The sequence below is a fragment of the Arthrobacter sp. Cr_A7 genome (genome assembly GCF_029222765.1).
In the GTDB taxonomy this organism is placed as follows: Bacteria; Actinomycetota; Actinomycetes; order Actinomycetales; family Micrococcaceae; genus Arthrobacter.
Map to the genome: position 1 here is coordinate 1 of NZ_JARHXQ010000204.1, position 11,087 is coordinate 11,087.

At 66.2% G+C, this 11,087-nt stretch carries 13 protein-coding genes; 6 read left to right on the forward strand and 7 right to left on the reverse strand.

Annotated features, from left to right (window positions below):
* The coding region (locus P2Q66_RS11795; RefSeq protein ID WP_275728250.1) for a serine hydrolase domain-containing protein at window positions 1-978 on the forward strand (978 nt) is incomplete at its 5' end.
* A gap of 26 nt (window positions 979-1,004) precedes the next feature.
* Here P2Q66_RS11795 and P2Q66_RS11800 read toward each other — a convergent pair.
* The gene (locus P2Q66_RS11800; protein WP_115523966.1) at window positions 1,005-2,186 is read right to left on the reverse strand and encodes a zinc-dependent alcohol dehydrogenase; all 1,182 of its coding nucleotides are present in this window, start codon (window positions 2,184-2,186) and stop codon (window positions 1,005-1,007) included.
* Window positions 2,187-2,356: 170 nt separating this feature from the next.
* Between P2Q66_RS11800 and P2Q66_RS11805 the strand changes: the two genes are divergently transcribed.
* Window positions 2,357-2,605 carry a hypothetical protein gene (locus P2Q66_RS11805; protein ID WP_275728254.1) on the forward strand — a complete coding sequence of 83 codons (249 nt, stop codon included), beginning with the start codon at window positions 2,357-2,359 and terminating at the stop codon, window positions 2,603-2,605.
* A gap of 15 nt (window positions 2,606-2,620) precedes the next feature.
* Here P2Q66_RS11805 and P2Q66_RS11810 read toward each other — a convergent pair whose 3' ends face one another.
* The 3 genes from P2Q66_RS11810 to P2Q66_RS11820 all read right to left on the reverse strand — a co-directional run bounded on the left by P2Q66_RS11810 (window position 2,621) and on the right by P2Q66_RS11820 (window position 5,547).
* Window positions 2,621-3,331 carry an HAD family hydrolase gene (locus P2Q66_RS11810; RefSeq protein WP_275728256.1) on the reverse strand — a complete coding sequence of 237 codons (711 nt, stop codon included), beginning with the start codon at window positions 3,329-3,331 and terminating at the stop codon, window positions 2,621-2,623.
* Window positions 3,331-3,621: a hypothetical protein gene (locus P2Q66_RS11815; protein ID WP_079598852.1), complete on the reverse strand. Its 291-nt coding sequence runs from the start codon at window positions 3,619-3,621 to the stop codon at window positions 3,331-3,333. Before P2Q66_RS11815 ends, P2Q66_RS11810 begins: the two co-directional genes overlap by 1 nt.
* Window positions 3,622-3,738: 117 nt before the next feature.
* On the reverse strand, window positions 3,739-5,547 hold the full coding sequence (locus P2Q66_RS11820; protein WP_079598851.1) for a glycoside hydrolase family 15 protein: 1,809 nt from the start codon (window positions 5,545-5,547) through the stop codon (window positions 3,739-3,741).
* A gap of 60 nt (window positions 5,548-5,607) precedes the next feature.
* Between P2Q66_RS11820 and P2Q66_RS11825 the strand changes: the two genes are divergently transcribed.
* Both P2Q66_RS11825 and P2Q66_RS11830 read left to right on the forward strand, forming a co-directional pair.
* Window positions 5,608-6,339 (forward strand): DUF72 domain-containing protein, encoded by a 732-nt coding sequence (locus P2Q66_RS11825; protein ID WP_275728260.1) that lies wholly within the window; start codon window positions 5,608-5,610, stop codon window positions 6,337-6,339.
* Between the two features lie 67 nt (window positions 6,340-6,406).
* Window positions 6,407-7,513 (forward strand): phosphatase domain-containing protein, encoded by a 1,107-nt coding sequence (locus P2Q66_RS11830; protein ID WP_275728262.1) that lies wholly within the window; start codon window positions 6,407-6,409, stop codon window positions 7,511-7,513.
* A 6-nt stretch (window positions 7,514-7,519) separates the two neighbouring features.
* On the opposite strand, the gene P2Q66_RS11835 is transcribed toward P2Q66_RS11830, so the two are convergent.
* Window positions 7,520-9,067: a family 1 glycosylhydrolase gene (locus P2Q66_RS11835; protein WP_275728264.1), complete on the reverse strand. Its 1,548-nt coding sequence runs from the start codon at window positions 9,065-9,067 to the stop codon at window positions 7,520-7,522.
* Between the two features lie 267 nt (window positions 9,068-9,334).
* On the opposite strand from P2Q66_RS11835, the gene P2Q66_RS11840 reads away from it, so the two are divergent.
* Window positions 9,335-9,748, forward strand: coding sequence for a hypothetical protein (locus tag P2Q66_RS11840; RefSeq protein ID WP_275728266.1), 414 nt, complete (start codon window positions 9,335-9,337; stop codon window positions 9,746-9,748).
* Entirely contained in the window at window positions 9,745-10,335 is a 591-nt protein-coding gene (locus P2Q66_RS11845) for an AAA family ATPase (RefSeq protein WP_275728268.1), read from the forward strand. The genes P2Q66_RS11840 and P2Q66_RS11845 overlap by 4 nt, the downstream gene beginning before the upstream one ends.
* Window positions 10,336-10,337: 2 nt before the next feature.
* On the opposite strand, the gene P2Q66_RS11850 is transcribed toward P2Q66_RS11845, so the two are convergent.
* Both P2Q66_RS11850 and P2Q66_RS11855 read right to left on the reverse strand, forming a co-directional pair.
* On the reverse strand, window positions 10,338-10,715 hold the full coding sequence (locus tag P2Q66_RS11850) for a hypothetical protein (RefSeq protein ID WP_079598846.1): 378 nt from the start codon (window positions 10,713-10,715) through the stop codon (window positions 10,338-10,340).
* Between the two features lie 48 nt (window positions 10,716-10,763).
* Window positions 10,764-11,087: J domain-containing protein (locus tag P2Q66_RS11855; protein ID WP_275728271.1), on the reverse strand; the 324-nt coding region annotated here is incomplete at its 5' end.

The window sequence follows — 11,087 nt, forward strand, 5'->3', positions numbered from 1 at the left end:
GCACCGGCGGTACTTATTGCCGTCAGGAACGGCGACAGCACCTGGACCCACGCGGCCGGCGTCCGGAACCTTGAGACCCGGGAACGGGCGACGGTCAGCGATCCCGTCCAGATCGGCGGCATCACCGAGTCGATGGTGGCTGTCTCAGTTGTGAAGCTGGCCGAGGAGGGCAAGCTTGACCTCGATGCCCAGGTCAGCGCCTACCTTCCTGAATTCGGAACGGTGCTGCGTCCCCCCGGGCCCGTCACCGTGCGGCAGCTCCTGACTCATGAATCAGGAATCCCCGATTTCTCCATTCCCTTGCTGGCGTCAGGGAGGTGGGAGGAGACGATGCACCGGCCGCTCAGCCTCGAACAGCAGCTGGCTGTGGCCGCCACCGTGCCCTGGCAGGGCAGGCTGGCGAACGTTTTCGACTACTCGCGGTCCAACTACGCGTCCCTCGCCCTCATCGTCCAGCGCCTCCGCGGACAAACGATTGGGCGCGTCCTGGCCGCCGATGTCGCCGGGCCGCTGGGCCTGGAGACCACCCGGCTGGGGAACGGGCGCCCACCGCCCGCAATGGTCCACGGCTACATCACGGTCGAAGGGAAGCGCGTGGACGTGGCCCGGCCGGATTGGCTCGGGGAACTCCCCTCCGCCGGCGCCGTCTCCACGGTGGAGGAAGTCAACGGGTTCTATGGCGCGCTGCTGGAGGGCAGGCTGCTGGCACCGGAATCAGTAGAGGCCATGAAGGGCAGCTACACGCAGTATTACGGTTTTGCCCTGCGTCGCTGGAATGACACCTGCAACAACCGTTTCTACTATGGGCTTCCCGGGGACGTGGACGGCTACGGCACCATCTCCATGACCAGCGAGGACGGCAGGAAGCAACTGACGGTGTCAGTTGCCTACCCGCCGGCACCGCCCACGCTGGACCTCAACCCGCTGATCCTTGAACTGCAGGACGTCGCCCAGACGGCGTTGAACAGCCTGTGCTGAGGGAGCAGCCGCCCATCCCTTTAGACTCAGGTACCGGGTTTGAGGACCACCTTGATGCAGCCGTCCTCCTTCTTCTGGAACTTCTCATACAGCGCCGGCGCGCCCTCCAGGCCCGAACGGTGGGTGACCAGGTCCATCACACCCAGCGGATCGGCGTCGTCCTCCACGAGCGGCAGCAGGTGATCAGTCCAGTTCCGCACGTTGCACTGGCCCATCCGCAGCTGGATCTGCTTGTCGAACATGGTGAGCATCGGCATGGGGCTCGCCTGGCCGCCGTACACGCCGCTCAGTGACACGGTCCCGCCGCGCCGCACAGCATTAATGGAGGTGTGCAATGCTGCCAGCCGGTCCACGCCCGCGGTTTCCATCGCCTTCTGCGCCAGCTTGTCCGGCAGCAGCCCCAGTGCCTGATGCGCGAAGCCGGCGACAGGGGAACCATGTGCTTCCATGCCGACGGCGTCAACGACGGCGTCGGGGCCCCTTCCGGACGTCATGTCCCGCAGTTCGTCCGCAATCGTCTTCGTGTAGTCGAACGTTTCCACGCCGTGCCGCGCGGCCATGTCCCGGCGTTCCGGAACGGGGTCCACGCCCACCACGCGGTAGCCGCGCTGCACGCCGATCCGTCCTGCGAACTGGCCTACGGGTCCCAGCCCGAAGACGGCAAGGGTTCCGCCGGGCGGGACGTTGGCGTACTCCACGGCCTGCCATGCTGTGGGAAGGATGTCGGAGAGGAACAGGTAGCGCTCGTCGGGAAGCTCTGTTCCCACTTTTATGGGGCCGTAATCGGCATGCGGTACGCGCAGGTACTCCGCCTGCCCGCCCGGGACGGAGCCGTATAACTCCGAGTAGCCAAAGAGGGCGGCTCCGGAGCCTTTGTCCTTCACCTGGGTGGTTTCGCACTGGGACTGCAGCCCTTGCGAGCAGAAGTAGCAGTGGCCGCAGGAGATGTTGAAGGGAATGACAACCCGGTCCCCCGGGCGAAGGTTGGTGACCGCACTTCCCACTTCCTCCACGATGCCCATGGGCTCGTGGCCGATCACGTCGCCCTTGTGCATGTAGGGGCCGAGGACCTCGTACAGGTGCAGGTCCGAGCCGCAGATCGCCGTGGACGTGATCCGAACGATGGCATCGGTGGGCTCCTGGATGACGGGATCCGGTACTTCTTCCACGCTTACCGAGCGTTTTCCTTGCCAGGTCAGTGCTTTCACAGTTTCCCTTTCTCTGGTGCTCATGCGGGAGGGCGGAAGGCCCGTCCTTCGACGCTATCGGCTTCGGCCAGAAAAAGTAAGCAGGCTGATCAAATACTTGTCGTCACGGCCCGCGGCTCCTAGCGTAGGAAGGGCCAGATCCGCACACGCCCGAGTGAAAGAGGAACGTTATGTCGCTCTACCAGCCCGAACCGGTCGAAATCTCCACCCGTATGCGGCCCGGCGAATGGACGGAAGCCAGCCTCGAAGAACTCGTCAACACCTACCGCACCAGGATTGTTGAGATGGGTGCCAGCGCGTCCGAGGTTGTGACGGACATCGAACGGAACGACGACGGATCGGTGCGGGTTGCGGTGTCCTGGGACAAACCGGCGAATGCAGGAGACGAGGACGCCGTCACCGGCGGGCAGACCGTCTGAGCCTGCCCGGGGAAGCTAGCGCTGGTCCGCGAGCAGCCGGCCAATGGCGCTTGAGGTCAGGTTGTCCAGGAGGTCACGCGGGCCCTCATAGACTTCGACAGCCCCGGCGTCACGCAGCTTTGTGGCACTGATCCCGCCGCAGGTGACTCCCACCGACGGGATGCCAAGGGCTGCAGCGGCCTTCATGTCCCACACGGCATCCCCAACGAAGACAGCGTTACCGGCCTCCACGCCGATGGCATCCAGTGCTGCCACCAGGATGTCCGGGGCGGGCTTGCTTTCCTTGGCGTCGTTGGCGCTGGTGGCCCCGTCGATATAAGCGTCGGCGTCGAGGGTGGCCTTCATGACCTGCAGGTCCTTCTTCCGTGCGGAGGAGGCGAGCGCAACAGCAAGCCCGCCGGCATGGCACTGGGCGAGCAGGTCCTTGGCGCCGTCGAAGGCGCGCAGGGCGGGCCAGTGGGAGGCGTACAGGGCGCCGTGGCTGGACATGATGTCCCGGTCCGCGTCGCGGTCCCGGTCAGATGGCAGCAGACTGTCCACCAACCGGTCGCCGCCCATGCCCACGAAGTGGTGGATCGACGCCATCGGGATGTCGTAGCCGTACTGGCGGAAGGCGCCCCACCAGGAGATGGTGTGGATGTAGGACGAGTCGATCAGCGTCCCGTCAACGTCAAAGAGAACCCCCCGGCGCAGTCCGCCAGGGGGTGACATGCGGGTGGGGGCCATCAGCTGACCGCAGCCCGCCGGGCTTCCGGAGCCTTCTTGCGCCGGGCCGCTTCTTCCTTCGGCGTGGCGACGGGACGGACACGCTCCCGGATCACCGTCCCGGCGCCGTCGTGGCTCTTGTCCCGGATGAGGCCCGTACCGGCAATCTCGCGGGCCATCGCCACGCCGGCAGCAGCCGCCCTTTTGGTGGGAAAGGTCACCGAGATGGCCATCAGGTTCCCGGCCCCGTCCATCATCTTGACCCGATAGCCGCCGTCAGGCGCATCCACGAGCTCAAAGTACCCGGCCATATAAATCACTCCTCCGTCGTTTCACGGCGCTGTGCTTCTGGGAGCACTCCCATGAGGTGTTAGTAAGTATACTTATCTATTTCGCGAAGGAGAAGCCACACCCCGGCACGCGCCGCCTCAGCGCGTTTCCGCAGACTCCTGCGGAATGGGGGTATCGCTCCGGCGAACCGTATCCTGATGAAGCTCCAAAGCGCTAGTCACAAGCGCGAAGTGGCTGAAGGCCTGTGGTGTGTTGCCCAGCTGGCGGCCGGCTTTGACCGCCCATTCCTCGCTCAGCAGCCCCACATCGTTGCGTAGCTCGAGCAGGCGTTCGAACAGTTGCGTGGACTCCTCGTGCCGGCCCGCGCCAAGCAGGGCTTCCACCAGCCAGAAGGAACACGCCAGGAAGACGCCCTCATCACCCGGCAGCCCGTCGTCGCTTTCGGCCGGACGGTAGCGCAGCACAAAACCGTCCTCCGTGAGCTCGCGCTGGATGGCCTCGATGGTCCCGATGACCCGCGGATCATCGGGCGGGAGGAAGCCCACCCGCGGAATCAGGAGGAGGCTGGCGTCCAGCTCCGGCCTGCCGTAGGACTGCACGAAGGTATTGCGCGCGGCGTCGAACCCGTTGGCCATAACGTCCCGGTGAATGGTGTCCCGCAGCGTTTCCCAGCGCTCAACCGGCCCGGGAAGCCCGGATTCACGGACGCCCTTCACCATCCGGTCCGCGGCAACCCAGGCCATCACCTTGGAGTGCGTGAAGTGCCGGCGCGGGCCGCGCATTTCCCACAGCCCGTTGTCCGGCTGGTCCCAGATGGTTTCGAGGTGCGACATCAGGGTGCACTGGAGGTCCCAGGCCTCATCGGTGTGCTTCAGCAGCGAGTTGCGGGTCAACGCCAGGCAGTCCAGCACTTCGCCCCAAACGTCCAGCTGGAGCTGTTCCGCCGCCCCGTTGCCGATGCGCACCGGTGAGGAGTTCTCGTAACCCTTCAGCCAGGCCAGCTCCATCTCCGGCAGGCGCCGTTCACCGTGGATCCCGTACATGATCTGCAGGTCCGCCGGATCACCGGCCACGGCGCGCAGCAGCCAGTCCCGCCAGGCCGCCGCTTCAGCGGTATACCCGGCGGCCAGGAGCGCCTGGAGCGTCATGGTGGCGTCGCGCAGCCAGCAGTACCGGTAGTCCCAGTTGCGCGGCCCACCCAGCTGTTCCGGCAGCGATGTGGTGACGGCGGCCACGATGCCCCCGGTGGGCGCGTAGGTGAGGGCCTTCAGGGTCACGAGGGAACGCACCACGGCGTCCTGGTATTTCCCTTTCACTGTGCACTGCGAGGCCCAGCCGCGCCAGAAGGCGTACGTGGTGTCCAGGACTTTCTCGGCGTCCACCGTGTGGGGCCGGCCCACGTGGCTGGGTGCCCACGTCAGCACGAACGGGACCCGTTCGCCGGCGCTGACGGTGAAGTCGCTGACGGTGTGCATGTTCTCGCCGTGCAGGGGCGCGGGGGTGACAAAGTAGACGGCGTCCGGACCGGCGATGGCGTGCAGCCCGTGCTTGTCCCTGCGGACCCAGGGAATGATGTGCCCGTAATCGAACCGCAGCGTCAGTTCGCCGTGCATCTTCACAGAGCCGCTGACGCCCTCCACAATGCGGACGATGTCCGCCACGGCGTCCCGGGGCGGCATAAAGTCGATGACGCGCACCGTCCCGTCCGGTGTTTCCCACTCCGTCTCCAGGATCAGGCTCCCGTCCCGGTAGCTCCGCCGGGTGCACGGCCCGCCGTTTTCCGGCGCCAGCAGCCAGCGTCCGGCCTCGGGCGTGTCCAGCAGCGCGTTGAAGCATGCCGGGGAGTCGAAGCGTGGCAGGCAGAGCCAGTCGATGGAGCCTTCGTTGCTCACGAGTGCACCGGTTTGAAGGTCACCAACTACCGCATAATCTTCAATGAGCGCCATGACCTTACATTGCCACAGTATGGCGTCTGTCACGGGCACAATCCGATGTAGCCTGCAGGAATGGCAGTTCACATCGGCACCTCAGGCTGGAGCTACGACCACTGGGAGAATGTCCTCTACCCGCCCAGGCTGCCTGCCAGGGACCGCCTGCAGCATTACGTTTCCCGGTTCAGCACCGTTGAACTGAACGCCAGCTTCTACCGCTGGCCCCGCGACACCACGTTCGCCGGCTGGAACCAGCGGCTGCCCGCCGGTTTCACCATGTCCGTCAAGGCCCCGCGCGGGCTCACCCATGCCAGGAAGCTGTACTCGCCGGAGGTATGGCTGGAGCGCATTGAGCGGTGCTGGCATGAACTGGGCGACAAGAGGGCCGTCCTCCTGGTCCAGCTGCCCCCGCAGATGGAGCGCGACGACGCCCGGCTGGACTACTTCCTGGCGGCGGTCCCTTCCTGGATCCGGGTGACAGTGGAATTCCGGCACCCCACCTGGGACTGCCCGGAGGTCTTCGCCCTCCTGGAGCGGCACCAGGCGGCCTACTGCATCATGAGCGGGGCAAACCTTCCCTGCATCCTGCGCACCACGGCGCCGTTCGCGTATGTCCGGCTGCATGGACCTGACCACCAGCACCTTTACGCCGGCTCCTATTCGGACGCGGACATGCACTGGTGGGCGGACCGCATCCGCGGGTGGGAGGGTGACGGCCTGGACGTGTACGCCTATTTCAATAACGACGGCGGCGGCCACGCAGTGCGCAACGCCCAGACCCTGCGCGGGATCCTTGGGCAGGGCTGACGTCATAGAGCACCGTCCACGCTAAGGAGTCTCCTCGCCGGCTGTCGCCCTGTGGCAGAGTGGACCCATGGACAAGGCTCCGCAGAATTCGCCCCAAAACGCAGCGCACCCTCCCCGGCAGGACTTGGACAGCGGGAACGGTGTGTCCGGCAACCAGGTCTTCCGGCTCGCGCACCGGGTCTCCGACACTTTCAACAGCGTCCGGATCCAACTGGCCAAGCGCTGGAAGTTCGTTCCGCAGACCATCGCCTACCAGGGCTACGGATCCACCAGCCAGGTCAGGGTGCTGGGCCGCGTGTTGATGACCCAGAAGCCGCTGCCCGGCAGCAAAGCCGAACACGAAGCCCGGAACGGCAACCAGAACGTGCGCGGCTGGCGTGCCTTCACCGGCGTTCCGCTGCAGTTCACCGACGTCGAAATCACCATTGGCGATGTTGTCACCCACGTCCAGGCGGACCGCGGCGGCCTGATCGACACAGAGGTGGACGTCCAGCTCACGCCCGGCTGGCACACGGCCGTCCTCAAGGCGGAAGGGACCGAACCTGTCGAAGCGCGGATCCGGGTGATCGCACCGGACGTGAAATTCGGCATCGTGTCCGACATCGATGACACCGTGATGGTGACTGCGTTGCCCCGGCCGTTCCTGGCACTGTGGAACACGTTCGTCCTGAGCGAGCGCGCGCGCATGGCCACCCCCGGGATGGCCGTGCTGCTGGACCGGCTGGCCATCGAGCACCCCGACGCTCCGGTCATCTACCTGTCCACCGGTCCCTGGAATGCGGCACCCACCCTGGCCCGTTTCCTGAACCGCAACATGTACCCTTCCGGGGCCTTGCTGCTGACGGACTGGGGCCTGACCCAGGACCGCTGGTTCCGCAGCGGCCAGGACCACAAGCACCGCAACCTGGAACGGCTCAGCAAGGAGTTCCCAGACATGCAGTGGCTCCTGATCGGGGACAACGGCCAGCATGATGAGGCCATCTACTCCGGCTTCGCGTCAGAAAACCCGGACAAGGTTGCGGCCATCGCCATCCGTCAACTGTCCGTCAGCGAGTCGGTATTCGCTGGCGGCCATTCCGAGGACGGGGACCACACTGCTTCCAGGGTGCCGTGGATCTACTCCCCGGACGGCGCCGGCATGGCCAAGCAACTGGCCACGCTCGACCTGCTCTAAGCCTGCCTACGCGGTGGCACCCAGCGGGGCCACGCCGTCGTCGGGCGCTTCCGTGGCGAGGTCATCCGCGGCTGCCGCCTGGGCGATGGCGGCACCGGCCGCGGCGGCGAGGTCGCGTTCCTCGATGAGCTCCTGCAGCCAGAAGTAGGAGGCCTTGGGTGTCCGCTCGAGGGTTTCGAAGTCCACGTGCAGGAGCCCGAAGGGCTGGTTATAGCCTGCGGACCACTCGAAGTTGTCCAGCAGGGACCACACGTAGTAGCCGCGCAGGTCCACCGACTCCGCCACGCCGCCGGGAGCCGTTGCCCGGAGCGCCGTTTCCAGGTGGTCCGAAAGGTACTTCAGCCGGCGCTCATCAGGAATGAACCTGGTGTTGGTGGACTTGTCCCGCACAATGATGTCCTCGAAGCTGGCACCGCCCTCGGTGAGGATCACGGGAGGCAGGTTGGGATACCGCTCCGCCATCTCCTTCAGCGCCACGGCCATGTACTCGGGTTTCACGGGCCAGCCGTAGGACGTGATGTCCGCTTCCGGCCACGTCTCCACGTGGAACGGGGTTCCGCCGCTGCCCGCTGCGCTGAGGTCGCTGCCCATGGCTTCCGCCATGCTCGCAGGGACCGCGCCGCCACCGGGACCCACCGCCACCTTGGTGGGCATGTAGTAGTTGAGCCCGTAGAAATCCAGCGGCTGGGAGATCACGGCCATGTCCTCCTCCGGGTGGTCGAAGGAGCTGAAGAACTTGGCCGCCCGGATCAGGTCCGGGTATTTGCCGGTCAGCACGGGATCGGCGTAGAGCCGGTTCTGGGCGAGGTCCATGAGGCCGGCGCTGATCCGGTCCAGGGGGTTGATCGAGTTCGGGACCATGGGCGAGTACACGTTGGTCATCCCGATCTCGCCCGGCACGCCGGCCGCACGCAGCGCCTGCACGGCCAGGCCGTGTCCCAGGAGCTGGTGGTGGACCGTGGGGAAGGCGCCCAGGACCAGTTCCTTGCCCGGTGAGTGCAAGCCCAGGGAGTAGCCGTTGGTGCTGACGGTTGCGGGTTCGTTGATGGTGACCCAGCGGGCCACGCGGTCGCCAAAGGCTTCAGCCAGGATGGCTGCATACTCCCCCAGCCGGTAGGCGGTGTCCCGGTTCATCCAGCCGTCCGCCTCATCCAGCGCCAGGGGTGTGTCCCAGTGGTAGACGGTGGCCATCGGTGAGATGCCGTTGGCCAGCAGCTCGTCCAGGAGGCGGTCGTAGAAGGCGAGGCCTGCCCGGTTGGCCGGTCCCTTGCCCGTTGGCTGGATCCGCGGCCAGGCAAACGAGAACCGGTAGGAATCGACGCCCAGCTGCTTCATGAGGGCAACGTCCTGGGGCATGCGGTGGTAGTGGTCGCAGGCCACCACGGGGCTGTGGTCCTCCACGATGGCGCCGGGCTTCGCGGCGAACACGTCCCAGCCGGCGGGCCCGCGGCCGTCCTCATCCAGGGCCCCCTCAATCTGGAAGGCTGCGGTGGCAACTCCAAGCGTGAATCCCGGCGGGATCAGTGCTGCGAGGTCCTTGGCGGTGATGTGCATGGGGCGGGCCTTTTGTTCACGTATGGATAAGTACGTCTCAGGATGGCACACCGTAAGGTTGCTGACGAGTCGCCACTGCTAGGGTCTGGGCATGGATGAAAAACTGGGGAAGTTCATCGACGATTTTGCCGACTTGGTGCAGCTCGCACAGGAAGGACGCCATCAGCGACAGGCGGGAACACAGCTGCTGGACACGCTTGCTGAGCACTTGGGAGTGGCCGCAGCGGACCTGGCGATGGTGGAGGAGCAGATTCCGTTCCACCGTTCGTGGACGCGGACATTGTCCTGGCAGAGCTCGCGGCCCTTGATCCGGACAACAGGCTGGTGGGAATTGGCGGCGGCGGCCAGCGCCATCACGCCTCCCTCAGTGACATGGTGCAGCAGTCCCAGCTTTTCCCGCAGTTTCCGTTGTCCCAGCCGGACTACGTCAATCTGGCGGTCGGTCCGGACACGCAGCGCCAGGCGGTGGGCTTCGGGCTCCGGCTCTTGACGTTCGACGGCGGCAGGATAGCGGTCCTGCAGCGCGCCGCGGACCCGCGCTCCGGGCGGCAGACGGCATCCCTGGAGGTTGTGGCCGCCGTGCCGGAAACAGGGACCGCGTTCCTTGCCGAATACCGTCGGCGGATGGACAGCCAAAGCGTCCTGAAGGGCCAGGTGATCTCGCTGGTGATGGGCGAGTGACACAGCCACGGTACCTGCTGGGCCAGAGTACGGGCGCGACGGCGGTCCTCCTCTCGGGCGGTTCGCTTGCCAGGATTTCCGAGGCGGCGCGGATGGCCAGGGCGCTGCAGCCTTCCATCGTGGTCCTGGAGGACTGCGACCTGATCGCCGAGGACAGGAGCTTTGGCCACGGGCCGCAGCCGCTCCTGTTCGAGGTTCTGGACGCCATGGATGGCCTGGACAACGATGCCGACGTCGCCTTCGTTTTGACGACGAACCGGCCGGACCTGCTGGAACGCGCCCTCGCCCAGCGCCCGGGGCGGGTGGACCTGGCGGTGGAGATTCCCCTCCCTGCACTTCACGAGCGCGTTGAGCTTCTCCGGCTTTACGCCCGCCAGGCGGCGTTCAGCACCGGGGCATTGGAGGCGGCAGCCGAACGCACTGCGGGCACCACCGCTTCCTTTGCCCGGGAACTGGTCCGGCGGGCCGTGGTGACGGCTGCCCTGGCCAACAGCCCCGTTGGCGATGCACACCTCGCGAAGGCGGTGGAGGAGCTGATGGCGGATGCAGAGTCGCTGACGCGCAGCCTCCTGGGCAGCGGCAGCTAGCGCTACTGCGAGCCGAACAGGAACTCCTTGGCGTGTGCCACGGCCTTGCGGAAGGCATCGTTGCGGAGGGTCGCCAGGTGCTCGGTTTCGCCGTCCGCCGGTTCCAGGTAGCCGGTGTAGCCAGGGCGCAGGACCCAGATGTCTCCGGCCGGCGGGAGGTAGAACACGCCGAAGGACCGCTGCTGCTTATCCTCGGTTGTCCATACCGGCACCACGGCCAGGGCGGCACCGGTGGCCGGGTTGATCCACTGGGCACGCGGCAGCGGCTCCTCATGCGCTTCCGGGTCAAGGAACGGTGCGGTTCCGGCGCCCCACCGCTCCTCAAAGCGTTCGTGGAATGCCGGAATCAGGTGTGAATCGTAGCGTCGCCAGTCGCTCATGCAGTTCTCCGCCTCCTCGCGGTTATTGTTGCCACGCCGCGCAAAAAACTAGGACCAGGGCCCGCTTTCCCAGCGCACGGGGGTAATCCTGATGGTGTGCCCGGAAGTCCCGCCGCGGGTGTGGACCTTCCGGACGGGAATCGCCTGCGGCGCCGACGCCGCCCGCTGCTTGTCGTAGGCCGCCCGCCGCTCCGGATCCCGCAGTACGTTGAACGCCTGCATGATGCGCAGCAGCTCGCCTTCGGGTGCCGTGCCGCCGTCCACATCCGGGTGGTGGCTGCGCATCAGCGCGCGGTAGGCCCGGGATATCTCCTGCTGGCCGGCGTCCGCCCGGACGCGCAGGATGGCGTAGTAATCAGGGGTGTCTGTCAT

Excerpts from the sequence above, each read along its gene's own strand:
- P2Q66_RS11815 (WP_079598852.1), bottom strand. The coding sequence starts at position 3,621 with ATGGCCGGGTACTTTGAGCTCGTGGATGCGCCTGACGGCGGCTATCGG.
- P2Q66_RS11805 (WP_275728254.1), top strand. The coding sequence starts at position 2,357 with ATGTCGCTCTACCAGCCCGAACCGGTCGAAATCTCCACCCGTATGCGG.
- P2Q66_RS11835 (WP_275728264.1), bottom strand. The coding sequence starts at position 9,067 with ATGCACATCACCGCCAAGGACCTCGCAGCACTGATCCCGCCGGGATTC.
- P2Q66_RS11830 (WP_275728262.1), top strand. The coding sequence starts at position 6,407 with ATGGACAAGGCTCCGCAGAATTCGCCCCAAAACGCAGCGCACCCTCCC.
- P2Q66_RS11850 (WP_079598846.1), bottom strand. The coding sequence starts at position 10,715 with ATGAGCGACTGGCGACGCTACGATTCACACCTGATTCCGGCATTCCAC.
- P2Q66_RS11825 (WP_275728260.1), top strand. The coding sequence starts at position 5,608 with ATGGCAGTTCACATCGGCACCTCAGGCTGGAGCTACGACCACTGGGAG.
- P2Q66_RS11820 (WP_079598851.1), bottom strand. The coding sequence starts at position 5,547 with ATGGCGCTCATTGAAGATTATGCGGTAGTTGGTGACCTTCAAACCGGT.
- P2Q66_RS11810 (WP_275728256.1), bottom strand. The coding sequence starts at position 3,331 with ATGGCCCCCACCCGCATGTCACCCCCTGGCGGACTGCGCCGGGGGGTT.